The sequence below is a fragment of the Pseudarthrobacter raffinosi genome (assembly GCF_023913735.1).
Taxonomy (GTDB): Bacteria; Actinomycetota; Actinomycetes; order Actinomycetales; family Micrococcaceae; genus Arthrobacter; species Arthrobacter raffinosi.
On the sequence record NZ_JAMXBH010000001.1, the window covers coordinates 231,655 to 256,996 of the forward strand.

General features: G+C 66.3%; 19 protein-coding genes. 9 read left to right on the top strand and 10 right to left on the bottom strand.

Annotation, left to right across the window (positions count from 1 at the left end; translation table 11 throughout):
* The first annotated feature begins 56 nt into the window (after positions 1-56).
* From NG698_RS01050 to sufU, 6 genes are all read left to right on the top strand, one after another.
* The gene (locus NG698_RS01050; protein WP_252607827.1) at positions 57-647 is read left to right on the top strand and encodes a 50S ribosomal protein L25/general stress protein Ctc; all 591 of its coding nucleotides are present in this window, start codon (positions 57-59) and stop codon (positions 645-647) included.
* A gap of 80 nt (positions 648-727) precedes the next feature.
* On the top strand, positions 728-1,324 hold the full coding sequence (gene pth / locus NG698_RS01055) for an aminoacyl-tRNA hydrolase (RefSeq protein WP_252607828.1): 597 nt from the start codon (positions 728-730) through the stop codon (positions 1,322-1,324).
* Positions 1,325-1,436: 112 nt separating this feature from the next.
* On the top strand, positions 1,437-4,175 hold the full coding sequence (locus tag NG698_RS01060) for a LuxR family transcriptional regulator (protein WP_252607829.1): 2,739 nt from the start codon (positions 1,437-1,439) through the stop codon (positions 4,173-4,175).
* Positions 4,176-4,209: 34 nt separating this feature from the next.
* Positions 4,210-6,882: a LuxR C-terminal-related transcriptional regulator gene (locus NG698_RS01065; RefSeq protein ID WP_374210070.1), complete on the top strand. Its 2,673-nt coding sequence runs from the start codon at positions 4,210-4,212 to the stop codon at positions 6,880-6,882.
* A 400-nt stretch (positions 6,883-7,282) separates the two neighbouring features.
* Positions 7,283-8,608: a SufS family cysteine desulfurase gene (locus NG698_RS01070; RefSeq protein WP_252601062.1), complete on the top strand. Its 1,326-nt coding sequence runs from the start codon at positions 7,283-7,285 to the stop codon at positions 8,606-8,608.
* Positions 8,609-8,632: 24 nt separating this feature from the next.
* Positions 8,633-9,082, top strand: coding sequence for a Fe-S cluster assembly sulfur transfer protein SufU (gene sufU, locus NG698_RS01075; protein WP_252607830.1), 450 nt, complete (start codon positions 8,633-8,635; stop codon positions 9,080-9,082).
* Positions 9,083-9,126: 44 nt separating this feature from the next.
* Here sufU and nhaA read toward each other — a convergent pair whose 3' ends face one another.
* The 4 genes from nhaA to NG698_RS01095 form a co-directional block, all read right to left on the bottom strand.
* Positions 9,127-10,440, bottom strand: a complete 1,314-nt coding sequence (gene nhaA / locus NG698_RS01080) for a Na+/H+ antiporter NhaA (RefSeq protein WP_252607831.1) — start codon at positions 10,438-10,440, stop codon at positions 9,127-9,129.
* A 71-nt stretch (positions 10,441-10,511) separates the two neighbouring features.
* Positions 10,512-10,733, bottom strand: a complete 222-nt coding sequence (locus NG698_RS01085) for an SCO4848 family membrane protein (protein ID WP_252601070.1) — start codon at positions 10,731-10,733, stop codon at positions 10,512-10,514.
* Positions 10,734-10,736: 3 nt separating this feature from the next.
* Positions 10,737-11,234, bottom strand: a complete 498-nt coding sequence (locus tag NG698_RS01090) for a DUF2505 domain-containing protein (protein WP_056348089.1) — start codon at positions 11,232-11,234, stop codon at positions 10,737-10,739.
* 48 nt (positions 11,235-11,282) lie between these two features.
* Positions 11,283-12,836 (bottom strand): SDR family oxidoreductase, encoded by a 1,554-nt coding sequence (locus NG698_RS01095; protein WP_252607832.1) that lies wholly within the window; start codon positions 12,834-12,836, stop codon positions 11,283-11,285.
* A 193-nt stretch (positions 12,837-13,029) separates the two neighbouring features.
* Between NG698_RS01095 and mfd the strand changes: the two genes are divergently transcribed.
* Together mfd and NG698_RS01105 are read left to right on the top strand one after the other, a co-directional pair.
* Positions 13,030-16,710 carry a transcription-repair coupling factor gene (gene mfd / locus NG698_RS01100; protein WP_252601075.1) on the top strand — a complete coding sequence of 1,227 codons (3,681 nt, stop codon included), beginning with the start codon at positions 13,030-13,032 and terminating at the stop codon, positions 16,708-16,710.
* 6 nt (positions 16,711-16,716) lie between these two features.
* A complete protein-coding gene (locus NG698_RS01105) occupies positions 16,717-17,538 on the top strand; it encodes a metal-dependent hydrolase (RefSeq protein ID WP_252601077.1) in 822 nt (273 codons plus the stop codon).
* Between the two features lie 103 nt (positions 17,539-17,641).
* On the opposite strand, the gene NG698_RS01110 is transcribed toward NG698_RS01105, so the two are convergent.
* The 6 genes from NG698_RS01110 to nirB form a co-directional block, all read right to left on the bottom strand.
* Positions 17,642-17,887 carry a hypothetical protein gene (locus NG698_RS01110; protein ID WP_252607833.1) on the bottom strand — a complete coding sequence of 82 codons (246 nt, stop codon included), beginning with the start codon at positions 17,885-17,887 and terminating at the stop codon, positions 17,642-17,644.
* Positions 17,888-17,939: 52 nt separating this feature from the next.
* The gene (gene deoC / locus NG698_RS01115; RefSeq protein WP_252607834.1) at positions 17,940-18,665 is read right to left on the bottom strand and encodes a deoxyribose-phosphate aldolase; all 726 of its coding nucleotides are present in this window, start codon (positions 18,663-18,665) and stop codon (positions 17,940-17,942) included.
* A gap of 101 nt (positions 18,666-18,766) precedes the next feature.
* On the bottom strand, positions 18,767-19,675 hold the full coding sequence (locus NG698_RS01120) for an FAD-dependent oxidoreductase (protein WP_252607835.1): 909 nt from the start codon (positions 19,673-19,675) through the stop codon (positions 18,767-18,769).
* Positions 19,676-19,879: 204 nt separating this feature from the next.
* On the bottom strand, positions 19,880-21,034 hold the full coding sequence (locus NG698_RS01125; protein ID WP_252601088.1) for a uroporphyrinogen-III synthase: 1,155 nt from the start codon (positions 21,032-21,034) through the stop codon (positions 19,880-19,882).
* Between the two features lie 14 nt (positions 21,035-21,048).
* Entirely contained in the window at positions 21,049-22,083 is a 1,035-nt protein-coding gene (cobA, locus tag NG698_RS01130) for a uroporphyrinogen-III C-methyltransferase (protein ID WP_252607836.1), read from the bottom strand.
* A gap of 2 nt (positions 22,084-22,085) precedes the next feature.
* On the bottom strand, positions 22,086-24,716 hold the full coding sequence (nirB, locus tag NG698_RS01135) for a nitrite reductase large subunit NirB (RefSeq protein WP_252607837.1): 2,631 nt from the start codon (positions 24,714-24,716) through the stop codon (positions 22,086-22,088).
* A 263-nt stretch (positions 24,717-24,979) separates the two neighbouring features.
* Between nirB and nirD the strand changes: the two genes are divergently transcribed.
* On the top strand, positions 24,980-25,342 hold the full coding sequence (gene nirD / locus NG698_RS01140; RefSeq protein ID WP_252601097.1) for a nitrite reductase small subunit NirD: 363 nt from the start codon (positions 24,980-24,982) through the stop codon (positions 25,340-25,342).

Here is a 25,342-nt window from a genome sequence, read left to right on the forward strand (position 1 = left end):
GTCGTAACAGACCTCCGCCCTTGCTGAACACCTTTTAGTCTTCCGAGGAGATACACATGTCTGAGCAGAAGCTCGCAGCAGAAGTACGCACCGAATTCGGCAAGGGCTTCGCCCGCCGCGCGCGCATGGCCGACCTGATCCCCGCCGTCATCTACGGCCACGGCGCCGAGCCGATCCACATCACGCTTCCGGCCAAGGCCACCACGCTTGCAGTCCGCAAAGCCAACGCCCTGCTGTCCCTGGACGTCAACGGCGAAGAGCACCTGGCCCTGGTCAAGGACGTCCAGCGCGACCCGATCAAGCAGATCATCGAGCACATCGACCTGCTGACCGTCATCAAGGGCGAAAAAGTCACCGTGGACATCCCGGTTCACATCGTTGGCGAACTGGCTCCGGGCAGCGTCTTCAACCAGGAACTCACCGTCATCTCCCTTGAGGCTGAGGCAACCCACCTGCCCACCGCCATCGAGGTCGACATCGAAGGCCGCTCCGCCGGACAGCACATCCACGCTTCCGACCTGGTCCTGCCGAAGGGTTCGGTCCTGCTGGCCGACGCCGACGCCCTGGTTGTCCACATCTCCGAGGCCACTGAGGTCTCTGAGGAAGAGGCACAGGCTGACTCCGCAGCCGCAGTCGCCGGCGAGTAATAACGGCACAGTTTGATATGTGGCCGGGCCCTGTCGGGGGTCCGGCCACTGCCATGTCCGGACCACCTTAGGATTGAATAATGACTGACACCTGGCTGATCGTTGGCCTCGGAAACCCCGGGGCCGAATACAAGGGCAACCGGCACAATGTCGGCCAGATGGTCCTGGACGAACTCGCGGGCCGGATGGGTGGCAAGTTCAAAACCCACAAGGCACGCGCCCAGGTGCTCGAAGGACGGCTGGGGATCGGCGGTCCCCGGGTGGTGCTGTCCAAGCCGATGAGCTACATGAATGTTTCCGGCGGCCCGGTGTCCGGCCTGGCAAATTTTTACGGCATTGACCCTGACCATGTTGTCGCGGTGCACGATGAGATTGATATTCCGTTTAACACCATAAAGCTGAAATGCGGCGGCGGTGAGGGCGGCCACAACGGCCTCAGGGACATGTCCAAGGCGCTGGCCACCAAGGATTACCTCCGGGTACGGGTAGGCGTGGGGCGCCCTCCAGGGCGGATGGACACTGCAGACTATGTCCTGCGCGATTTTGGCACTGCAGAGCGCAAGGACCTTCCGTTCCTGCTCGATGAGGCGGCTGATGCCGTGGAGATGCTGGTCAGGGAAGGGCTGACTGCGGCCCAGCAGAAGTTCCATCCGGTCAGGTCAGACGTTCAGGAATAAAACTTAAAACCGCCTGTCCCTGTTTACCTGCGTGTGCCAAGGGGTAGTCTTCTTCCTAAGCGGGGGAGCGATGGGGCTTATCCCGCTTTAGTGGGATGTAGGGGACAAGTTCATGTCAATCGAGCCACTCAGCTGGGGACGTGGGTCACCGCTCAACGACCTTGAGCTGCGCACCGACACTGCAGGCGTGTCAGAGCCGCAGCGATGGTCCGTGCCCGCACGGAGTGCCAACCTCGAAGCGGTCCGCGCCGCCCTGACCAGCCTCGACTCCCTGGGAGTCGTCATCACCGGCGGACGCGGTGTAGGTAAGTCATCCTTGGCCAGGACAGCCGTCGCCGAGCTTGGCCCGGATATCTGGACGTTGCAGCTGCGCAGCGGACCGTCGTCCGGCACAACACCCTACGGCTGCCTGGCTTTCCTGCTGGCGCGTCTTCCCCAGGCGTACATGGGGTCGCCCACAGCCATCCTCCGTGGCATTACGTCCCTCATCAAAAGCGATGCCGCGGGGCGCCAGTGTGTCATCACCCTGGACACCGCCGGCAGCATTGATGATATGAGCGCCGGCGTCCTGCTCAACATCCTCCTGACCGGGACCGCCCGCATGGTGGCCGTGGCGCCCATGGTCAGTGATCTACCCGCCGACTTCCACTGGCTCCTCAACGACCGCCGGCTCACCGAGGTCAGGCTGGACAACCTCAATGAGCTGCAGACCCGCCAGGTGCTGCTTTCCCTGCTGGGCCACCGCGTTTCGGCCTCCCTGGTCAGCACTTTCCACACCATGGTTGGCGGCAACCCCCTGCTCCTGAAAGCGCTTGTAACCGAGCAGCAGCATTCGGGGAACCTGGTTCTGTCGGACTCCGTCTGGACTCTTCGGGACAAGGTGGTGCTCGACGGCGCGGCCAGCCTCGACGACATCGTCCGGTCCCAGTGGACCCGGAAGTCTCCGGAGGAACGGGACGTCATCGAGATGCTCTCGTGCGCCCGCAGCGTGGAACTGTCCAGGCTGACCAAAGTGTACGGTGCCGGCGTGGTGGCGGACATGGAAGATTCGGGCCTGCTGGAGATCGATTCCTCGGACAACCGATGGGTTTCACTGCGTGAAAAGTACCTCGGCGACGTTGTCCGCTCCTGGCTCAGCATCACTCGGCGAAGGGAACTGCGGAGCCTGCTCCTGGGCGGCAAGGAACCTGACCCTGCCACGATGACGATGGAAGAACTGATGGCGTTCGGCGCCTGGACCCAGGAATGCGAGGCCGAGCTGAGTCCGGCCATGGCGCTTGCCGCCGCCGAAGCCGCAGTGCAGCTCTTTGACCCCCATTTTGCCCTCAAGTATGCCGACACGCTGAAGCGGAATGACCCTCAATGGGTGCCTGCCCAGCGGCAGAAAGCCGCAGCGTACCTGCTCATGGACCTCCCGGTGCAGGCCATGGCAGCACTGGACGATATTTCCCAGCCGCAGCTGGACAACCTGGACGTTGAGGAGTTCGCCCGGGTGGTCGAGGCCAAATCTCGGGTCATGGTCTGGCTCCCCGAACACACCGCCCGGGTGCCGGCGCTGCTGCAGACGGCACGGGAGCGGCTGGGCGTGGAGCCAGGAATTGCGAAGGGCTGGCCGGAGCCGCTGGCTGCTGCGGCCAACCGGATCAGCCTCAGCGAATTCGAGTACCAGGCTTTTGTGGGGGACTACGCCTCCGCCTTGCCGGCACTGGAAGCCGCTGCCGACCCCGGGCAGAATCCGGACACCTGGTTCAGGATGAACTCAGCGGTGATCCTCATGAGCGCCCTGTCCATGGCCGGGCGGGAAATGGACGCCCTGAGCCTGATGAGGCAGCTGGGCGGGCAGATCTCGGACGCCGCCGAGATCGTGGGGCTGCGCGAGAGGTTCGCCGGCCGGGCGTACAACGTGCTCCTGATGGCAGGGCAATGGCGCCGGTGCATCGACCTCCTGGATCCGCCTTCCGCGCGCGAGTTCCACCGGCTCCCTTACCGGAGCGCCGCCGCGGAGCTAGCGGCCGGCATCGCCTATGTGTACTCGGGCCGCGGCGCCGTTGCCCTTGATTCGCTGCTCTCGGCCGCTGCACAGCTGGAACTGCGGCCCGTCCAGAACCTGCTCCGCGCCGCCTACGCCGCCATCGCCTTCGCGTATGCGCAGATCGGCAATGCCGGGCAGTCCCGGCAGTATCTTGACCGGCTGCAGCGGACGGCAGGTGCCGCTGACCATGCCACCCGGAGCCGCATTGAATTCTGCGCTGATATGGCCGCCCGATGGCTGGGGGACAATGACGCAGCCACCCGCCTCAAGCAGTCAGCCCGCCGTGACATCGCGGCAGGCAGGTTCACCCTGGCCGGGATCAGCCTGCTCGGAGCCACGGTCAACGGCACGGAAGCGGACTTCCGGCTGATGGAACAAGTGGCCGGGCAACGCCAGGGCCCCTTGGCGGAAATTTCGCGTCTTGTCGCCGTGGGCAGCCGCACCCACGACGCCAAAACGTTGCTTGCCGGCGGGGAACTGGCGGCCACCCTGGAACTGGATGCCGTTGAGGCCCGGTGCATGGCGCTGGCCGTTGACTACGCCCGGCAGGCCGGTGACTCGGTTTCCGCCAGGAATGCACAGGCCCGACTGGACATCCTCGCAGCCACCGTGGCAAGCCTGCCGATCGTGCCGAGCAGCGGCAGCCCTCTACTGACTGCCAGGGAGAGGCAGATCGCGCGGCTGGCCGGCCGGGGCGCGTCCAACCGCGATATCGCCGTGGAGATGGGCGTGTCCGTGCGCACTGTGGAAGGCCACCTTTACCAGGTCTTTACCAAGCTCGGAGTTACATCCAGGGGTGATCTGACTGGACTCGTCTAACGGCCACGCTGCCAAACAGGGAACGCAATATCGACTGCTCACGGGCCGGCGTGAGCCGCTGGACCGGATCTGCAACATCATTCGCAGCCGCACGAGCCAGGCCGTGTTCCTCATGGCGGGCCCGGGCATCGGGAAGTCAACGCTGACCGAGGCCATCACCGAGCGGCTTTCCCAGGAGATGATCATTGTTCAGATCCATGGAAGTTCGTCGCTGTCCGGCGTTCCCTTTGGAGTTTTGGCGCCCTACACGGCGGAGCTGACGGCCGAAGACTCCGTGTCTTCGGTGGCTGTGCTGCGGTCCGTGTGGAGGTACTTTGAGAAGCTGAAAGCCGGCAAGGATACCCCGTTGCTTCTGATGATGGATGACGCCCATCACCTGGACGAGGCAACGGCCAGCATCGTGGCCGACATGATCTCCGCTGGCTGGGCCACAGTGCTTGCTGCCGGCAGGCCGCGGCCCGGGCTGCCCCAGCCGCTCGCTCAGCTCTGGTATGACGGACTGGCTGACCGTGTGGATCTCCGACCCATGAACCGGGAGCAGGTCGAGGAAGTCCTCTCCCACGCACTTGATGGAACAATCCCCTCCGGAACCATTGACACAATCTGGAGCGCGTCTGGCGGAAATCCGCGGATTCTTGATGCCTTGCTGCATGATGCCGCAGAGCGGGGCGAACTCGCAAAGCGTAACGGGATCTGGATGCTGCTGGGCCCGTTGCCTGCCGACGGACCCAGGCTCGCCGAGGTGGTGGTGAAGGACATGCTCCGCCGCAGCCCGGAAGAGCAGGAAGTCCTGAAACTTGTCGCCCTCGCAGGACCCGTGAGCCGGAAGGTGATCGAGGATATTTTTGGCGCTGAAGTAGTGCGCACGCTGCTGGACCAGCAGATGATGGTGGAAAGTTCCGGCATTCCAGCCGATCTCCGGATCTGGAACTCCGTGTTCGGCGAGGCGCTCCGCACAAGTATCTCGGTGTCCCGGAGCCTGCAGCTGCTTGAAAAGATCCGGGATCAGCTGGGAACCGCTCCCGAAGGGTCTGAAGGCAGGATGAGGGCCGTGGAATGGGCCCTTGAATGTGGATTGAAAATATCCGATCCCGAGCTGCTTGAGGCGGCCGGCACTGCCTTGGTCCACTCCCGGAACCGGAGCAGCCGGATGATGGCGGCGAAGGTCGTGGACCCGGACCTCGTGCCGCAGGCACAGGCCGTCCAGGGACGCGCCTTATTCAATGAAGGCGACTTTGCGGGTGCGGCCAAGCTCCTGGACGGATGCTGGCTGCAGCTGGGGAACGGTGCCTGGGCTGTTCCGGTCCTGATGCTCAGGGCCATGGCACACCAGGCTCTGGGAACGCCGCTGTCAGTATTCGCGGCCGATTCCCGTGATGCGCTTCAGGGCGCAGGCGTCATGACGGCTGGCCCGGATGCTGTGCCGCCGGATTCCCAAGAGACCGCCGGCGCGCCGGCCGGGCCCTGGCAGGAGCGCTTGCTTCGCCTGCTGGAACTTTGCGAAGCAGGCAACCACCAGGCCTTGGAGGCCGAGGTCCAGGACCTTCGGAGCAGCCGCGCCGGCGATGCCACGGACGACGCCCTGCGTGCGGTGGGCCTGGCGCTGCTGGCCCATTCGCTCGCCCCGGCCGGACGGGCCGTCCAGGGGCTGGATGCCGCATTGCGGGCAGTCTCGGAACTTCCCTCACTGCAGGGTGGCGTGTTCTTCTTCAACGAATTTGTCCTTGGCCGCCTGGTGGCAGATTACCTGGCCATGGGGGAGTGGGACTCGGCGGAACGGGAGTCGGCGAACTATGCTGCCGGGCAGCCGCGGGGTGTCGCCTATTTCGGCGGCAGCCTCGAGGTGCTCCGTGGCTACTCGCTCCTGCGGCAGGGGCGGATGGAACGCGCCTATCAAACGCTGTTGCCGGCGGTGGAGACCCTGAGGCTCAACGATCCGCTGCAGATGTTCCGGTTTGGTTCCGGGCTGGCGTTTTATGTAGCGGCGAGGCTCGGCGACGCCGCCCAGGCCGGCCGGCTTGAGCTGGATTACAAGGATTCACCGCAGGGTTCCCCCGGCTACGGACTCCTTGCGAGGGCGTACGCGGCAGCGGCATCGGAGTATGTGGCGCATGACGGAAAAGGCCTGGCGCGCCTCCACACACTGGCCACCACACCCGAGGTGACCACACGGGCCGGGACACTCCTGGAACTCTTGGCTCTCTGCTGGGACCTGGGCGACCATTCCGTGATCCCGTTGGTCCACTCACTGGCGGGGAGCGTGGAAGGCCGCTGGGCCGCGGCAATGCTCACGCTGGCGGGGCATTGGGAGTCCGAGGACGCCGATTCCATCATGGAAACGGCAGCCATGCTTGAAGGCGCGGGATTCGTTAACCTTGCGCGGGAAGCCTACGCGCGGTCGAGCACCGTCCTTGAGAGCTCCGGTGAGCGCCGGCGGGCCCGTCAGGCGGTGGCCCTGCGGGAGAAGTGCGACCACGAACTGGGCGAGCGGTTCCGGGAAGGCCACTTCATCGCCGCAGCACCCAGCGTGCACCTCACCCGCCGGGAACAGGACATCGTAGAGCTCGCCGTGAAAGGTCTCACCGACCGGGAGATCGCACAAAGACTCATGGTGTCCGTGCGTACTGTGGAGGGCCACCTCTACCGCACGTACGTCAAACTCGGCGTGCGGAGCCGCGACGAACTGGCTTCGGCCCTTCCGAACTAGGCCTGCGTACGGACGCCATGCGTCCGGGACCCTGTGTAAGGACGTCCGGAAACGCGTAGCCCCGGCCCCAAAAAGTAGAGTACTGCCTACTCGTGTGCTGAGCTTCAGCATGCGATTGACTTAGTGCGGCAGGAAAACACGGAGCCACCAAAACCGCGGACCGGCCATCAGACTTTCAGGCCTCATTTTGAAGCAAACTTCCGGCCCTGGGGCTGGATCGAAGCGGGGCCGGCGACGTCAGAGTCTTCTGAGACCGAGACTCTCCCCCCAGCCGTCGCCGGCCCTCACCTCCGCGGGCTGAAGCCCGGAGCTGCTGTGGCGGTTGCCCATCGGGCCGCCGCCATAGTGGTGTTGTGGGACAATTGAGTGTCAATCCATTGGCATCTCAAGGAGTTTAGCTTTGGCCCTAGTATCAACGCCTGCCACGCTGGAACGCGCAGTGCCGGCCATGGATAACGCCGAAGTCCTCAGGATTCGAAACGACTTCCCCGTACTTGGCCAGCTGGTGAACGGCCAGCCCCTGGTATACCTCGATTCGGGCGCCACCTCGCAAAACCCGCTCAGTGTCATCGAAGCTGAGCAGGAGTTTTACGAACAGCGCAACGCTGCCGTGCACCGCGGGGCCCACTACCTTGCCGTGGAAGCAACAGAGGTGTTCGAAGGTGCCCGCGAGACCATAGCGGAATTCATCGGTGCCGGCTACGCGGAAACGGTGTGGACCTCCAACGCCACCGAAGGCCTGAACCTGCTCAGCTACTCGCTCTCCAACGCCGCGCTGTGGGCGGCGCAGGGGCGCGGCGACGCCCGGCTGAAAGACCTCGCAGTGGGCCCGGGTGACCAGATCGTGGTGACCGAAATGGAGCACCACGCCAACCTGATCCCTTGGCAGGAACTGGCGTTCCGCACAGGCGCCACGCTTCGTTACATCCCCATCGACGACGCCGGTGCCCTGCGGCTGGATATTGCGGCCGAGATCCTGGGAAGCAAAACTAAGGTCCTCGCGTTCACCCACGCCTCCAACGTGTTGGGCACAATTAACCCCGTACAGGAACTGGTTGCGCTGGGGCGGCAGGCCGGAGCCCTGGTGGTCCTGGACGCCTGCCAGTCGGCACCGCACCTGCCGCTGAACGTCAAGGAGCTTGACGTCGACTTCGCCGTGTTCTCCGGCCACAAGATGCTGGCGCCTACCGGAATCGGGGTCCTCTACGGCAAGCAGGACCTCCTGGACGTGCTGCCACCGTTCCTCACAGGCGGTTCCATGATCACCACGGTGACCATGGAACGGGCCGAGTACCTGCCCGCGCCGCAGCGCTTCGAGGCCGGCACCCAGCGCATCTCGCAGGCCGTTGCCCTGGCCGCCGCAGCCAACTACCTCACGGAAACCGGCCTGGACCGGGTGCACCGCTGGGAAGCGGAGCTCGGCCAGCGGATGGTGGCGGGGCTGGAGTCCATTCCCGGCATCCGCGTGCTGGGGCCTGCCGCCGGACAGGAACGGATCGGCCTTGCCGCGTTCCACGTCGACGGCGTGCACGCGCACGACGTCGGGCAGTTCCTGGATTCCAGGGGCATCGCCGTCCGCGTGGGTCACCATTGCGCCCAGCCGCTGCACCGCCGCTTGGGCCTGACCGCAACCACCAGGGCAAGCGCCTACCTGTACAACACCACCGACGACGTCGATGCCTTCCTGGAAGCCGTCGCCGGAGTCCGCTCCTACTTCCGCGTCTAGCGCGATCACCGAAGGTACACCACCATGAGCCTTGACCAGCTGTATCAGCAGATCATCCTTGACCATTCCAAAGCCCGTCACGGCAGCGGACTGGCCGGCATCGCCGTGCCGGCGGGGGCGTCCACGGGCCAGTCCCACCAGCTCAACCCGGTCTGCGGCGACGAAGTCACGCTGCGGGTGGCCGTGGAAGACGGCAAGGTGGCGCAGATTTCCTGGGACGGCGAAGGGTGTTCCATCTCGATGGCATCGGCGTCGGTCCTCAGCGAACTCGCGGAGGGAATGACCGTGGACGAGCTCCACGCCGTCATTGGCAACTTCCGCGAAGTACTCCGCTCGCGCGGGAAGATCCACGCCGATCCCGAGATCCTGGGCGACGCCGCGGCTTTCGAGGGTGTGGCCCGCTACGCCGCGCGCGTTAAATGCGCCATGATTTCCTGGGTGGCCGCCGAGGACGCCCTGAACCAGGCAGCCTAGGCACGCACGGGCCGAAGCCGGGCCGAGGCCCGGCCGCGCCGCTGTCAGCCCCGGTGCTCGAAAACGTCCGGGATGCCGTCGCCGTCAGCATCATGCCGTTCCGCAAGTTCCACTGCGCGGTAATGCCGGTTCCGCAGCCGGAGCACCACGGTGGCGAGCAGGGCGGCAACCAGTGATCCGGTGAGGATGGCCACCTTCGCGTGGTCATCGTAGGCCGAGCCCGCACCGAAGCTCAGCTCGGCGATCAGCAGCGACACCGTGAAGCCCACTCCGGCCAACATCGCAAGGCCGGCAACATCGATCCAGGCCAGACCGTCGTCGAGCTTTGCCCTGGTGGTCTTAGTGATCAGGTAGGTAGTACCGAACACGCCAATCGTTTTGCCGGCCACCAAGGCAGCCACAATTCCCACCGCCACGGGATCCGCCAGGGCCGATCGGAAGCCGTCGAGGCCGCCCACGGCAACTCCGGCGGAAAAGAAGGCGAAGACCGGGACGGCGAAACCTGCCGAAAGCGGGCGGAGCCGGTGTTCCAGGGACTCAGCCATACCGGAACCCGCCTCACCGCGTTTCTGCGACGCCAGCACCGGCACGGCAAAAGCGAGCAGCACACCGGCCACCGTGGCGTGGATACCGGAAGCGTGCACGAGTCCCCAGGTGGCGGCGGCCAGCGGCAGCAACAGGTACCAGCTGCGGACCCTCCTCTGGACCAGCAGGGTAAACAGCCCCAGCGGAACCAGTGCCGCCAACAGGAAGAGCGGCTGCAGTCCGGACGAGTAGAAGAAGGCGATGATGCCGATGGCCAGCAGGTCATCCACTACGGCCAAGGTGAGCAGGAAGGTCCGGAGGGCCGCAGGCAGGTGGGTGTTTATGACGGCCAGCACGGCCAGGGCAAAGGCGATGTCGGTGGCTGTGGGAATGGCCCATCCCCGCAGGCTCTCGGCGTCCTGGCCCAGGTTCACCAGCGTGTAGATCAGGGCCGGAACTGCCACGCCGCCCACGGCCGCGGCCACCGGAACCACCGCCTTGGACACTTTGCGGAGTTCACCGGAGACAAACTCCCGCTTGAGTTCCAGGCCGGCCAGGAAGAAGAAGATGGCCAGGAGACCGTCCGACGCCCAAAGCCCCAGGGAGAGCCGGAGGTGCCAGGGCTCATAGCCGATTTTCAGGTCACGCAGCGCGAAGTAGCCCTCAGCCGCAGGCGAGTTGGCCCAGACGAGGGCCGCGGCTGTGGCCAGCAAAAGGAGGGCACCGCCGGCTGTTTCCAGCCTGAGGATCTCTGAGATCCGCAGGAATTCGGGGTAGCTTGAGCGGCTGAGGACTTTGGCAGCGAAGGCGGGGCGGGAAGGGCGCTTGGCCATGGGTGGCTCCTGGAATTAAGGGGTCGGCAAAACTGTTGCCGACCAGACTTCCCGGCGCACCTGTGTCCAGCCTACCCGAGCAGCCCCATAACCCCGATCACGGCAGTGGCGGCTCCCAGCACCATGGAGATGCTGACCAGCACCACGTGGACGGTGAGGAACTTTGTGGCCTTGCCGGCGGCGTCCCGCGCCCTGGGATCCTTCATCACGCGGCGCAGGAACTGCGGCCAGATCACCAGGGACCAGAGGCCGGCGATAATCAGGACCAAGCCCGCAAACAGGGGGAGCTGCATGGCCTAGTGGCTTTCGAGCCAGGCCTGGGCCTGCTGTGACTGGATGTTCAGGGCCTTGGCCACCATGGGCTCAGCTGCCTCGGCGATCTTGCCGCCCAGGAACGGGACGGAGGAGGTCACGTTGCCTTCGAGTTCAATGCGCGTGCTGCCGCCCTCCGCGACGAGCCGCTGGACCGCGGTCACATCAAGAGGGGCGCCGGCGATCTTCAGCGTGATGTTGCTCTGGCGGGAACCGTCGGCCGCCGGGGCGTCCCAGTTCTCCACCTGCGTCACCGTGAGCTTTTCGCCCACGAACTTACGGGCGATCTCCGGCAGCCGGGTGGTGGGCAGCGTGCGGACCGAGGTGGTGCTGAATACTCCGTCAACGTCTCCGGCCACCTCGAAGGATTCAAGTGTGCCGCCAACGAATTGGCTCGTGTGCCGCTGGAAGTCCTCGTTGATAAAGACGGCAGCGACGCTGTCGACGGCGTGCGGAAGGGTAGTGGTTGCACTCAGTGCCATGGGTCCTCCAGTGATGTGTAGGTCAGAACGCTTTTTGCTCCCCACATCCTACGGGGAGCCTTGCGTGTTGTTGGAACCGGCCTCCGCACTGTCGGCGCCGGCGATTTTCTGCGCCGCCGTGGTGATGTTCCGTGCCATCGCCGGAAAAATGAGGCTATGGAACGGCAGCACGGCAAGCCAGTAGAGCTTTCCGCTGAGGCCCTTGGGGAAGAAAATGGCCCGCTGCCGGTAGCGGCTGCCCGTCCCGTCAGGTTCTACGGACAGTTCAAGCCAAGCACGTCCGGGGGCGCGCATCTCCGCGCGGAGGCGCAACAGTTTTCCGCGCTCAATCCGTTCCACGCGCCACCAGTCCACCACTTCGCCCGAGGCCAGGGTGCCTGGGTGCCTTCGTCCCCGCAGCAGGCCCGCGCCGCCGGTGAGCTTGTCCAGCCAGCCACGTACCCACCATGCCAGCGGCAGGGAATACCAGCCGTTCCGGCCGCCGATTCCTTCGATGATGGTCCACACGTCGGCGGGATCAACTTCGCCGTGGAAGGTCCGTTCATCCACGTAGACCGTGTGGCCTGCCCAGTCCGGATCGCTGGGCAGCGGATCGGCGTCGGCCCCGGCATTTGACCATGTGGTTTCCACCTGGCCGTCACGCTCCTTGCCCAGGGCGAGGGCAACGGCCCGCCGGTACGGGGTCAGGCCGCCCGCCGGCACCGGGATATGGGCGTCGATGTCGTGTTCGCGGGACACGGCATCGTGCTGCAGCGACTCGACGAGCGGGAGCGACATGGACAGCGGGATGGGCGTGGTCAGGGCCACCCACACGCCGGCGAGCCTCGGGGCGGGAATGGGCAGAGCCAGCACCACCCGGTACGGCAGCCCGGCCTCGGCGGCGTATTCCTTCATCATGCCCGCGTAGCTCAGGACCTGCCGGCAGCCGATGTCGAAGGTGCGGTTGACGGGCCCGTCCAAGGATGCGGCGCCCACAAGGTAGTGCAGCACGTCCCGGACGGCGATTGCCTCGATCTTGTTGCGCACCCAGCTCGGGGCCGGCATCAGCGGAAGCGCTTCGGACAGGTGGCGGATCATTTCGAAGGACGCGGACCCGGAACCGATCACCACCCCGGCCTGGAAGACCACCGCGTCCACGGTGCTGTCCAGGAACACCTTTCCCACGGCTTCCCGGGACCGCATGTGAGTGGACAGTTCCACGTTGGCCGGGTGCAGGCCGCCCAGGTAGACGATCTGGCCTACGCCGGCGGCGGCAGCGGCTCTGGCCGCCGTTTCCGCCATGGCCTTTTCCTTGGACTCGAAGCCGGCGCCGGAGGCCATGGAGTGGACGAGGTAGTAGAGCACGTCGACGCCGGCCAGCGCCTGCTCCAGGGCTCCGCCGTCGTCGAGACTGCTCTCGATGACCTCAACCTTGCCCAGCCACGGCACGCCGGCGATCTTTGCCGGTGTCCTGACCAGGACCTTGACGGTGTGCCCGGCCTCCAGCAGCCGGGGGACCAGGCGGCCTCCGATGTAGCCGGTGGCGCCGGTCACCAGGACGGTTCGCGCCGTCCCCGCTGCCACCGTGGGTGGAGTGTCGCTCGGACTATTGCTATCGCTCACTGAAAGCTCCTCAGGCCAGGCGGGCGGAGGCGCGCAACAGGCGCGCTTCCTCAGCAAGCTTAGCAACGGGGTGCCCGGCGGGCCCCGGGGCAGGGGTAGGCTGGGATGACCCGGGATTCGAAGTGAATTTCGGGCTTTCGTGTTGCCTGCGATCCCATGAACCCACAGGCATGAACCCACAGGAGTTTCCGCCATGAGCCCCACTGGCCCGTCCCATCCTGGCCCGTCCAACGGTGGTCCCTCGCTGACCGGACTGCGCCGTGTCCTGGCAGAAGACCAGACGTTCGCGCGGGTCCAGGCGGAGGCGGCCAGGGGTTTTGACGTCCGGGGCCAGGACTACCAGATCAGCGCGCCGGCCGGACTCCGCGCCGTCCTGCTGGCGGAAATGGCAGATGGCCTGGACGCCGGCTCCGACGAAGGAACTCCCGACGGCGGGCTCCCTCCTGTGGTGCTGGCGGTCACCGCGACAGGACGCGAAGCAGAGGATCTGACAGCGGCCCTGCGCGCTTACCTGCCGGCCGATTCAGTGGCCGAGTTCCCCAGTTGGGAAACCCTGCCGCACGAACGGCTCTCGCCCCGCTCGGACACGGTGGGCCGCCGGCTGTCCGTCCTGCGCCGCCTGGCGCACCCGGAAAGTTCGACGGCGGGCCGGCTGCGTGTGGTGGTGGCACCGGTGCGCGCGGTGGTCCAGCCGATCGTCGCCGGGCTGGGTGACCTGGTTCCGGTCACCCTGAAGGTGGGACAGGACATGCCGTTCTCCAGCGTGGTGCGGAGCCTTGCCGATGCCGCCTACGCACGCGTGGACATGGTCACCCGCCGTGGCGAGTTTGCCGTCCGCGGCGGCATCATCGATGTCTTCCCGCCCACCGAGGACCATCCCATCCGTGTGGAGTTCTTCGGCGACGAGGTGGACCAGATGCGCTGGTTCGCGGTGGCCGACCAGCGCTCGCTGTCGGCGCCCGGGGTGCACCACCCCGCCGAGCTCCACGCCCCGCCCTGCCGCGAAATCCTCATCACGCCGTCGGTGATGTCGCGCGCAGCCACCCTGAAGGCGCAGCTTCCCGCGGCCGCGGACATGCTGGAGAAGATCGCCGGCGGCATCGCGGTGGAAGGGATGGAATCCCTGGCCCCGGTGCTGGTGGACGCCATGGTCCCGTTCGTGGAGCAGCTGCCCGCCGGGTCCATCTCGGTGATTATTGAACCGGAAAAGGTCCGCCGGCGCGCACATGATCTTGCGGCCACCAACGAGGAGTTCCTGGAAGCAGCCTGGTCCACGGCCTCGGATGGCGGCACGGCTCCGCTGGACCTCAGTTCGCAGGCGTCGGCAGCGTTGCACTCAGCCAGCTTCCGTTCCCTGGCCGAAACGCGGAGCTTCTCGCTGGAGCACGAGGTGTCCTGGTGGTCCATCACGTCGCTGGCCACTGACGAGGAGCTGCTGCCCGAGATTGACGTCCTGAACCTCCGCGCCCGGGAACCGCGCGGGTACCAGGGTGATGTGGCCGAGATGATGGACTTCATCGGCTCCCACGTCCGGGACCAGTGGCGGATCGTAGTGGCCACGGAGGGTCCCGGCCCGGCGCAGCGCCTGGCGGAACTTTTCCACGACGCCGACATCCCCTGTGCCCGGGTGGACACGCTTGAGAAGGAGCCGCAGGCGGGCATCATCGAGGTGACCACTGCCGCCGTCGGACGCGGTTTTGTCCTGGACAGCCTCAAGCTGGGGCTGCTCACCGAAGCGGACCTGTTGGGACGGACGTCCGCAGGCTCCACCAAGGACATGCGGCGCATGCCGTCCAAGCGGCGGAACGCCGTGGACCCGTTGCAGCTGGTCAACGGCGATTCCGTGGTGCACGAACAGCACGGCATTGGCCGCTTCATCGAACTTATCCAGCGCAAGGTGGCCGGCGGCGGAGACGGCGTCCGCGAGTACCTGGTCCTGGAATACGCCCCGTCCAAGCGCGGCGCCCCCGGGGACCGCCTGTTTGTCCCGACCGACCAGCTGGACCAGGTGACCCGCTACGTTGGCGGCGATACCCCTGTGCTCAGCAAGATGGGCGGCTCCGACTGGGCCAGCACCAAGTCCAAGGCACGCAAGGCCGTCAAGGAGATCGCCGGCGAGCTCATCCGGCTGTACTCCGCGCGGATGGCCTCAAAGGGCCACGCGTTCGGACCGGACACCCCGTGGCAGCGTGAGCTGGAGGAGGCCTTCCCGTACGTGGAGACGCCGGACCAGCTGACCACCATCAATGAGGTCAAGGCGGACATGGAGCGCGAGATCCCCATGGACCGCCTGGTGTCCGGCGACGTGGGCTACGGCAAAACCGAGATCGCCGTCCGGGCCGCGTTCAAGGCGGTCCAGGACGGGAAGCAGGTGGCGATCCTGGTGCCCACCACCCTGCTCGCCCAGCAGCACTTCGAAACGTTCACCGAGCGCTTCTCCGGGTTCCCCCTGCGGGTCAAAGCCCTGTCGCGGTTCCAAGGGACCAAGGAAACCAAAGAGACCGTTGAGGGCGTCAAGAGCGGCTCCGTTGACGTCGTCATCGGCACCCACCGGCTGCTGTCGAAGGACTTCGCGTTCAAGGACCTGGGCCTGGTGATCGTGGACGAGGAGCAGCGCTTCGGTGTGGAGCACAAGGAAGCGCTGAAGAAGATGCGGACCAACGTGGACGTGCTGGCCATGAGCGCCACCCCGATTCCGCGGACCCTGGAGATGTCGTTGACCGGCATCCGGGAAACCTCCACGCTGGCCACCCCGCCGGAGGAACGCCATCCCGTGCTGACATATGTGGGACCGTACACGGACAAGCAGACCTCGGCGGCCATCCGGCGTGAGCTGATGCGCGAAGGCCAGATGTTCTTTGTGCACAACCGCGTGTCCACCATCGACCGGACGGCCGCGAAGATCCGTGAACTGGTTCCGGAAGCACGTGTTGAGGTGGCGCACGGGCAGATGTCCGAGAGCCGGCTGGAGCAGATCATTGTGGACTTCTGGGAAAAGCGTTTCGATGTCCTGGTATGCACCACCATCATCGAGACCGGCCTGGACATCTCCAACGCCAACACCCTGATCGTGGACGGGGCGGACAAGTACGGCCTCTCCCAGCTGCACCAGCTCCGCGGGCGGGTGGGCCGCGGCCGTGAACGCGCCTATGCCTACTTCCTGTACCCGTCCGAGAAGCCCCTGGGCGAGGTGGCCCTGGAACGGCTCAAAGCCGTGGCCACCCACAACGAGCTTGGCGCCGGCATGCAGCTGGCCATGAAGGACCTCGAAATCCGCGGGGCGGGCAACCTGCTGGGCGGTGAGCAGTCCGGCCACATCCAGGGTGTTGGCTTCGACCTTTACATCCGCCTCGTGGGTGAGGCGGTGGCCGACTTCCGCGGGGATGCCGAGGAAAAGGCCGCCGAAATGAAGATCGAGCTGCCGGTCAACGCCCACCTCCCGCACGATTATGTGCCGGGGGAGCGGCTCCGCCTGGAGGCCTACCGGAAGCTGGCCTCCGCGGTGACGTACGAGGCCATCGAAGAGGTCCTGGCCGAGCTTGTGGACCGCTACGGCGAGCCGCCGCTGCCGGTCCAGAACCTCATCGCCGTGGCCCGCTTCCGGGTGGGGGCCCGCGAAGCCGGCCTGTCCGACGTCGCGCTGCAGGGAAACTTCATCAAGTTCTCGCCGGCGCAGCTGCCGGAGTCGAAACTGATGCGGCTGACCCGGATGTACCCGGGTTCCCAGTCCAAGCCGGCCTTGGACGCTGTGCTGATACCGAAGCCCAAGACGGCAAGGATCGGCGGCCGCGACCTGCAGGACGCCGAGATCCTGGAGTGGGCCAACGGGGTTATCCGCAACATCTTCTCCGACGCGCCACTGGTGGTGAGTTAGAGCTTGATGGGAGGACATCACGCCGCGTCGGGGGCCGCGGCGTGGGTAGCTATTGCCTCAACGGGGCCGTACACGCTGGGCTGGTATCCGCTGGACGCCACGGGAATCCTCATCGGCGGGATGGCGACGGCGGGGACAGCGCTCGTGTGCGACTGGGACCACCGCCACAGCACCGTGGCCAACTCGCTGCCGCCGCTGTCCAACCTGATCGCCGTGGGTATTGAGAACGCCAGCGGCGGGCACCGGCAAGGCACCCACTCGGTGCTCGGTGCGGCGTTCTTCGTGCTGCTGGCCATGATGGCCGGGCAGTTCCAGCTGCAGACGGACTGGGGCCTGCTGTCCGTGGGTGCCGGCCTGCTGTGCATGTTCATGATCAACATTGCGGCCAAGGCGCTGAAGCTGTTTCCCAAGTCGGGATTTATCAGCAACTGGATCTTTGCCCTGGCCATGGCCGGACTGGTGACCTGGTTCGCGCCGGAGCAGTGGACCTGGCTGCCTGTGTCGATGCTGAGCGGGGTAGTGGTCCACATAGTGGGGGACATGATCACCACCGGGGGCGTGCCGCTGCTCTGGCCGATCGTCATCAAGCCACCAAAGTTCCTCCGGAAGCTGCCGGTGCTCAACGACGTCTGGAAAGCCAACGGCGCCTTTTCCCTGCCGCTGCTGGGCAGCGCAGGTTCCCGGCGCGAGTGGCTGGTGCTGATCCCGGTCAGCGCCTACGCGATGGTGGGCATGTGCGTCGCGGCCTGGTCGTTGGCGAAAACACATTTCCCAGCCGCCATGGCGATCGGAAATACCGCGGTCAGCCGGCTGCTTGGCGCGGGCTGACGCGGCCGGTCCTCGAGCGGCCAGTATCCAGGCGTATGTGACTTAAAAGGCTGGGGCCCCGGAAATGATCCGGGGCCCCAGCCTTTTGAGTTACCGAGGGTGCTTACTTGCCGCCGGCTGAATCGGAGCGACCGGTGATGGTCTGCGGGATCCAGAACGCCAGGAAAAACATGCCCAGGCAGGCGGCCATCGGCCACGGGTTGCCGAGCGTGAGGAAGGACAGGGAGTAGATGGAGCCCAGGAACAGCGCCATCATGGGTACAAACAGAAGGACGCTGCCCAGAAGGCTGTTCTCGTTCTGGGGGGTCTGTACCGTGGCGTTGCCGGACTCTGTGGTCTTGCTGGACATTCGTTCCTCCTCGGCCCCGCGGGGCTCAAACTGTGGCGGCTCCGGGCCGGCGTCAGTAGCCGGATGAACCCTGTTCACCCTTGACGATGGCGATGCCGGAACTGGCACCAATACGTGTTGCACCTGCAGCAATCATAGCCTGCGCATCGGCCAGGGAACGTACGCCGCCGGACGCCTTGACGCCGAGATCGGGGCCGACGGTGCGGCGCATCAGGGCGATGTCCTCGGCTGTGGCACCCCCGCCGTTGAACCCCGTGGACGTCTTGACGAAGTCCGCCCCGGCTTCAACGGACGCCTGGCAGGCAAGAACCTTCTGGTCGTCGCTGAGCAATGCGGTTTCGATGATGACCTTCAGGATGGCCCCGCCCGCGTGGACCGCGTCCGCGACGGCGGAGATATCGTCCACCAGCGCACCTTTGTCACCGGCGCGGGCGGCCGCGATGTTGATGACCATGTCGATTTCGTCCGCACCATCCAATACCGCGCCGCGGGCTTCAAAAGCCTTCACGTCGCTGGGCGTGGCACCCATGGGAAAGCCGATCACCGAGCACGTCAGTACCCCGGACCCCTTGAGCGCGGTCTTGACTGTCTTGACCCAAAGGGGGTTAACGCAGACTGACTTGAAGTGGTACTCGGCAGCCTCGGCACACACTTTGAGGATCTTCGCTTCGCTGGCCTCGGGCTTGAGGAGCGTGTGGTCGATATAGGAAGCGATGTTGCCCGACGCTGAGACCGTACCGGCTCCAGTCTGGTTGGCAGGAGTGGCTGCGTTGCTCATGATGGTCCTTTCCATGTGGCCTTGTGGGCCGCCGGAGCCACGCAGTGCGTGGCTGTTCAGGTGACCATCTTGTCACAGCGGGTGTCACGGCGGGCGGACGCTTACGCGGCCGCAGGCACGCGCTTCGCCGGGCCCGCGGTCACGCCTTCCACAACGCGGGCTGCCAGGCTTTCCGCCGCTGATGTAGCCGTCATCAGCTGCGCGGCGCAGGCTCCGGCGGCAGAAGCCGCGGCGACCAGCAGTCCCAGCCGGACGCCGTCGAACGCTGCGGCGTCACCAATCGCCCAGATGCCGGAGACCGATGTCCTGAAGTCCTTGCTGATGGCGATTCCGCCGTTGGGGGCGGTGGCGAGTCCGGCGCTGGCGGCGAGTCCGTCGCGGGCAACCCGCTCTTCGGCCAGGACAACCAGGTCGCCGTTCATGCTGCTGCCGTCCTCGAAGACAACCCCGGAGGCGGTCAGGCCTGAGCCGTGGATGGAGTGCACCACGGCGGCCGGCCGGACCGTTGTGCGGATGGGCCTGACGCCGCGGGCCCGCAGCACTGCTTCGGCCTGGCCCGCTGCCGCGCCGGTTCCCACAAGGATTCCCAGTGGCCGCCGGCCCAGTTCCCGCGTCACTTCCTTGACGGCGTCGCCGATCCGGGCGGCGTCGTCGATCGTGGAGTAGCTCAGGCAGCGGCCGGCGCCCGCCACGGGGGACGCGACGGGCGCTGATCCGGTGGCGATGACCAGTTCGTCGTAGCCCAGTTCCATGCCGTCGGCGGTGGTGACGGAGCGGTTCTCCGCGTCGATGAAGCTCGCTGGCTGGCCGAAGCGGACGGATACCTGTGGCAGCTCTGCGAGCTCCAGGAGTTCGGCGGGAGCGTCGTCCCGGTTGCTGAGGACGGTGACGGTGCCGCGGAAGCGTGCACCGTCCAGCTGGCGGACCAGCGCCTGTGCGGCGGGCCCTGCCCCGGCGATGACGATGCGCGGAGCCGGGGAAACTGAGGTGGACGGTGCCGGAGCGGACATGTGCTGGCCCTTTTGCTGGCGGCCGCTGGAGCGGCCGGGACTTCGTGATGAATCCCAGCGTAGGCGGCGGGCTTTTCAGGCGTGTTTCCCCGCTGTTGCTGGGAGAACACCCTTTGTTCGCCAGCGTTTACCGGCCGGTAACAAAACCCGTGACGTACCTCTCCCTGCGCTCCGGACTGACACAAAGGCGGCCGGAGCGCGTCCCTAGACGCGGATCCGGTAACCCCTCTTGACCACCGTCTCCACCAGGCGGCCGTCCGGCAGTGATGACCGCAGGCGGCTGACAGTCATGTCCAGGGCGTGGACCGAGCCCTTCAGCTCGAGCAGCTCCGACAGCGATTCCCGGGAAAGCACGGCCCCACCGGCCCCCAGGAGGGCACGCAGCAGCAGCAGCGGCGCAGGGGCCAGCTCAACCTGCGCTCCGTCGACCCGCAGGCTGCGGCCGCGCAGCTCAAGGTTGCCGGACGCGGTGTCCAGCCGCCGGACGTGGTTCAGGGCGAGGTGCTCGCACACCAGCCGGATGAGGGCGCCCATCCGGAACCGTTCCGGAACGAGCGGCGAGATACCGGCGTCGAGCAGGGGCTGGGCCGTGACGGGCCCCACCACTGCCGTGGTGACGTTGATCTTGAGGCTTTCGATGAGTTGCTTGTAGACGCCCATTTCGTGGGCTGTACTCCACATGGCGTCGACGGCGGGGGCGCTGGTGAAGGTGAGCACGTCCAGGTTGCCGCTGCACACAGCCTCGATGAGGCGCGGAAGCCGGTCTTCGCCGTCGGGCTTTACCCAGCGGTAGGGGGTGACCGTCAGGACTGTGGCGCCGGACATCCGCAGGCGTTCCAGCTGCCGGACGTCCGTGTAGCCGTGCAGCTGCACGGCCACGGTCTTGCCGCGCACGCCTTCGGCGAGCAGCATATCCACCAGCGTTGCGGTGGTTTCGTCGCTGCTGATTCCGACGTCGGCGAGTCCGGCCGCGCGGACGGCGCCGCGGGCTTTGGGGCCCCGGACGAACATCCGGCAGGCCCCGAGGGTTTCCAGCAGCTGCTCACCGATCCCAAAGGAATCAGCAGCTTCGCACCAGCGGCGCATGCCGTACGCCGTGGTGGCGATGCACAGGTCCGGGCGTGCGTCGATGATGGCCTTGGTGTCCTCGATGAGGCGGATGTCCTCCTGCACCGGGGCGATCTTGAGGGCCGGCGCGTGCAGTACTTCCGCGCCGCGGCGTTCCAGGGCCTCGATGAGGTCCCGGGAGCGACGGTGCGAGGTGACTCCGATGCGGAAGCCCTCCAGCGGGGAGTCCGCAGCCTCCGGCCCGGAGGTCTCTTCAAGCTGGGCAGGTTCAGCGGGTGCCAGTGCGGTCATGGGGGTCAATCCTTTCATGAACCGAGCAGCGAGGCCGCCAGCCGGTCGAGGTCGGCGGCGGCCTCAGCATGCCCGCGGTTGGCTTCCGCCACGCGAACCACCTCGCCGATGACCAGCACAGCGGGATTGCTGCACCCTGCAGCGGCGGAGGTGATGGTGCCCAGGTCCGCGATGGTGGTGCGCTGGCCGGGGCGGTAACCGCGTTCGACGACGGCCATGGGCATATCGGGGCGCATACCGGCTTTGCGGAGCCCGGCCGCGAGCTGGTGCAGGGTGCCGATGCCCATCAGGACCACAATGGTGCCGCCCAGTCCGACCAGGTGCGTGTGTTCCTTTTCGGTCAGTGGCGCGTGGCCGGAGACCACGGTGAACATGTGGCTGACCTCGCGGTGCGTGACGGGGATGCCGGCGGCCGCCGGCACGGAGATCGCGCTGGTGACGCCGGAGATGACACGGACTGGCACACCCGCCGCCACGCAGGAGGCAACTTCCTCGCCGCCACGGCCGAAGACGTAGGGGTCGCCGCCCTTGAGGCGGACCACGTTGTTGCCGGCGAGGGCACTTTCGACCATGAGCTTTTCGATGTCGGCCTGGCCCACCTTGTGGTGGCCGGGCTTCTTGCCCACATCCACCAGTTCGGCGGAGGTCAGGTCCGGCAGGTCCTGGCAGGGAGCCAGCCGGTCGAAGAACACCACGTCCGCATCGCGGAGGGCCTTCACGGCGGCGACGGTCAGCAGCTCGGTGGTGCCGGGTCCGCCGCCCACCAGGGTGACGTGGCCGACCGGTCCGGCGGCCGGCTCGGCCGCCACCGGGATGCCGGTGGCGGCGCAGCGCTCGAGCAGGGACTCCCAGCCGGGCTGGCCGTCGTCGACCGCCGCGACCAGGAACGGACGCTCGGGGAGCGGGCCGTCATGCGCTGCACCCGCAGGGGTGCTGAGGCGGTAGACGACGGCGCCCGCGGCCTCGTAGCGGCGGACCGCCTGGCGGGCGGCGTGGTCGGATCCGGTGACCAGGACTTCGCGGCCGGTGAGATCAATGCTGAGCTGCATGGCTATACCTCGTTCTCGGCGCGGGGCCGCATGGGGATGGAGGCGCCGATCAGGACCTTGCCTTTTTCCTCCGCAGTGGCAGGGCGCATCTGGCCACGCTCGTCGGAAACGAAGGTGATGGAGTCATCCTTCTGGTCAGGCGCGTTGACGAAGGAACGGAACCGGCGCAGACGCTCGGGGTCCTTCAGGGTGTCCGCCCATTCGTCCACGTAGGTGTCAACGTGCTTGGCCATGGCGGCTTCGAGCTCCTCGGCGATGCCCAGGGTGTCCTTGACCACCACGTCCTCGACGTGCTTGATGCCGCCGTCGAGCTCTTCCTGCCAGCGCGCGGTGCGCTGCAGGCGGTCCGCCGTGCGGATGTAGTACATGAAGTAGCGGTCGATGTACTTGAGCAGGGTTTCGTCGTCGAGGTCCTTGGCCAGCAGCTGGGCGTGGGCCGGGGTGGCGCCGCCGTTACCGCCGACGTACAGGTTCCAGCCGTCGGCCGTGGCGATAACGCCCACGTCCTTGCCGCGGGCCTCGGCGCATTCGCGGGCGCAGCCGGAGACGCCCATCTTGAGCTTGTGCGGGCTGCGGAGGCCGCGGTACCGGAGTTCGAGCTGGATGGCCATGGCCACCGAGTCCTGGACACCGAAGCGGCACCAGGTGGAACCAACACAGGACTTCACGGTGCGCAGGCTCTTGCCGTACGCCTGGCCGGATTCGAAGCCGGCGTCCACCAGTTCCTTCCAGATTTCCGGCAGCTCTTCCAGCCGGGCGCCGAACATGTCGATCCGCTGGCCGCCGGTGATCTTGGTGTACAGGTTGTACTTCTCGGCCACGGCAGCGATGACGCCGAGCTTCTTGGGGGTGATTTCGCCGCCGGCGATGCGGGGGACCACCGAGTAGGTGCCGTCCTTCTGCATGTTGGCGAGGGCGCGGTCGTTGGTGTCCTGCAGGGTGCCGCGGCCGGCGTCCAGGACGTAGGCGCTGTTCTGGCTGGCCAGGATGTTGGCGATGGTGGGCTTGCAGATGTCGCAGCCGGCGCCGGTGCCGTACTTGGCCATGATCTCCTCGAAGGAGGTCAGTTCCAGGACGCGGATGGCGTCGAAGAGTTCCTGGCGGGACAGTTCGATGTGCTCGCAGAGTGCCTTGGAGACCTCGACGCCGGACTTGGTGAGTTCGGTTTCCAGCAGCTTCTTGAGCATCGGGACGCAGGATCCGCAGCTGGTCCCGGCGCGGGTGCAGCCCTTGAGCTCGCCGAGCTCCTGGACGGGGGCGTTGCCGTCGCAGGCACCGCACCCGTTGACGGTGTCGCGGATGGTTCCGGCGGAGACGTTGTTGCAGGAGCACAGGATGGCGTCGTCCGGGAGCTCGGTGTCCGGGGCTTCACCGCCGCCCGCTGCCGTGAGGTACGCGCCGGGCTCGGCGCTGAGTTCGCGGCCCAGGAGCGGGCGGAGGCTGGTGTAGGGGCTGGCGTCGCCCACGAAGATGCCGCCCAGGAGGGTCTTGGCATCGTCGGTGGTGACGATCTTCTGGTAGACGCCGCGGGCGGGGTCGGCGTAAACGATTTCGAGCGAGTGCTCGGTCTTGGCGAATCCGTCACCGAAGCTGGCTACGTCCACGCCGGAGAGCTTGAGCTTGGTGGCGGTGTCGAAGCCGGGGAAGGTGGCCTCGCCTCCGTGCAGGCGGTCGGCCACGATCTCTGCCATGGTGTTGGCGGGGGCCACCAGGCCCAGGCACATGCCTCCGAAGTTGGCCACTTCACCGATGGCCCAGATGCCGGGTACCTCGGTGGCGCAGGAGTCGTCGATGACCACACCGCCACGCTGGCCCAGGCTGAACACCTGTTCGTCGCCCTCGGCGGCGCGGAAGAGTTCGTCGCGGGGCCGGACGCCGATGGCGACGATCACCATGTCTGCGTCGATGATGCGGCCGTCCGCCATGAGGACACCGGTGACCTGGCCCTCGTCGTCGGAGAGGACTTCGGAGGGGAAGACGCCGCCGTGGACTTCGAATCCCTTGGCCTTGATGAGCCGGCCCATTGCCTGGCCCGCTCCTTCATCCAGCTGCGTGGCCATCAGCCACTGCGAACCGTCGATGACGATCGGCGTGGCGCCGAGCTGCTCCGTGCCGGCGGCCGATTCGAGTCCGAGGAGCCCGCCACCGATGGTGACGGCATTGACCTTGCGGCCGAGCTTTTCCGTGAGCTCGGTGATGGACTTGTTAATGGCCCAGACGTCTTCGAGCGTGCGGTAGACGTGGGTGAGCTCGTTGCCGGGGATGGGCAGGCGGGCGGCATTCGAGCCGGTTGCGACCACCAGGTCGTCGTATTCGAAGGTGTTGCCGGCGGCGGTCTCCACCGTCTTGGCTTCGGCGTTGATCTTCACCACGCGCTCGCCGGTCTTCAGCTCCAGGGAAGCGTGGTCCCACATCGACGCGGATCCCAGCGTCAGGTCGACACCGGTGTCCGTGAGGGCCTTGGAGAGCGCTACCCGGTCATAGGGCAGGTGGGCTTCCTCCGTGAGGACCGTGACGTGCCAGCCTTCGAGGCCACGGGAATGCATGGCATCGGCGAAGCGGTGGGCGGCGGGGCCGCCACCGGCGACGACGATGCGGCGCGTGTTCTCTGTGCTTGAAGTCTGTTCGGTCACTGTGGGCCTTTCGCATGGGCCGCAGACGGAATTCCGCGACCTTCTCTGACGAGGTATGCATTCAGACTAGGTAGTCGCAGTTTCGCTTCAGTTTCCCTTTTGTTTCGTAGGCTTAACTTCTGCATCACGAACGCGTTTCCGATCGGGTGAGGTCTCTTTTACGCGCCGGACACATTCACTGCACGCCTTTGAAACACCCGTTGCCTAAATTGTTTGGTACGGCCATAAAGGTGGCCAATCAAGCACGGGGAGAGGAGCCGGACATGACGGCAACACTGGAACTTGGGGCGCTCGCCGCCGACACCGCGACGTGGCACCGGGTCTGCGCCGTAGACGAGCTTGAGCTTGCCTGGGGCGAAGCAGCCCTCATTGAAGGCCGCCAGGTGGCACTCTTCCGGACCGGCCCCAGTGAGGTTTTTGCCGTGGCCCACGAAGATCCAGCCACCGGCGCCCACGTGATGGCCCGCGGCATTCTGGGTTCACGCGGCACACGCCCCACCATCGCTTCGCCGCTGCACAAAGAGGTCTACGACCTGGAAACCGGCGAATGCTTCGGAACCGCCACCGTGCGCCTGGAAACGTTCAGCACCCGCATTTCCGACGGCTTCATCGAAGTCGCGGTCTAA

Excerpts from the sequence above, each read along its gene's own strand:
- sufU (WP_252607830.1), top strand. The coding sequence starts at position 8,633 with ATGAGCCTTGACCAGCTGTATCAGCAGATCATCCTTGACCATTCCAAA.
- NG698_RS01050 (WP_252607827.1), top strand. The coding sequence starts at position 57 with ATGTCTGAGCAGAAGCTCGCAGCAGAAGTACGCACCGAATTCGGCAAG.
- NG698_RS01085 (WP_252601070.1), bottom strand. The coding sequence starts at position 10,733 with ATGCAGCTCCCCCTGTTTGCGGGCTTGGTCCTGATTATCGCCGGCCTC.
- nirD (WP_252601097.1), top strand. The coding sequence starts at position 24,980 with ATGACGGCAACACTGGAACTTGGGGCGCTCGCCGCCGACACCGCGACG.
- pth (WP_252607828.1), top strand. The coding sequence starts at position 728 with ATGACTGACACCTGGCTGATCGTTGGCCTCGGAAACCCCGGGGCCGAA.
- NG698_RS01090 (WP_056348089.1), bottom strand. The coding sequence starts at position 11,234 with ATGGCACTGAGTGCAACCACTACCCTTCCGCACGCCGTCGACAGCGTC.
- nhaA (WP_252607831.1), bottom strand. The coding sequence starts at position 10,440 with ATGGCCAAGCGCCCTTCCCGCCCCGCCTTCGCTGCCAAAGTCCTCAGC.
- NG698_RS01060 (WP_252607829.1), top strand. The coding sequence starts at position 1,437 with ATGTCAATCGAGCCACTCAGCTGGGGACGTGGGTCACCGCTCAACGAC.
- NG698_RS01125 (WP_252601088.1), bottom strand. The coding sequence starts at position 21,034 with ATGACCGCACTGGCACCCGCTGAACCTGCCCAGCTTGAAGAGACCTCC.
- NG698_RS01120 (WP_252607835.1), bottom strand. The coding sequence starts at position 19,675 with ATGTCCGCTCCGGCACCGTCCACCTCAGTTTCCCCGGCTCCGCGCATC.
- NG698_RS01110 (WP_252607833.1), bottom strand. The coding sequence starts at position 17,887 with ATGTCCAGCAAGACCACAGAGTCCGGCAACGCCACGGTACAGACCCCC.
- deoC (WP_252607834.1), bottom strand. The coding sequence starts at position 18,665 with ATGAGCAACGCAGCCACTCCTGCCAACCAGACTGGAGCCGGTACGGTC.
- cobA (WP_252607836.1), bottom strand. The coding sequence starts at position 22,083 with ATGCAGCTCAGCATTGATCTCACCGGCCGCGAAGTCCTGGTCACCGGA.
- NG698_RS01105 (WP_252601077.1), top strand. The coding sequence starts at position 16,717 with ATGGGAGGACATCACGCCGCGTCGGGGGCCGCGGCGTGGGTAGCTATT.
- mfd (WP_252601075.1), top strand. The coding sequence starts at position 13,030 with ATGAGCCCCACTGGCCCGTCCCATCCTGGCCCGTCCAACGGTGGTCCC.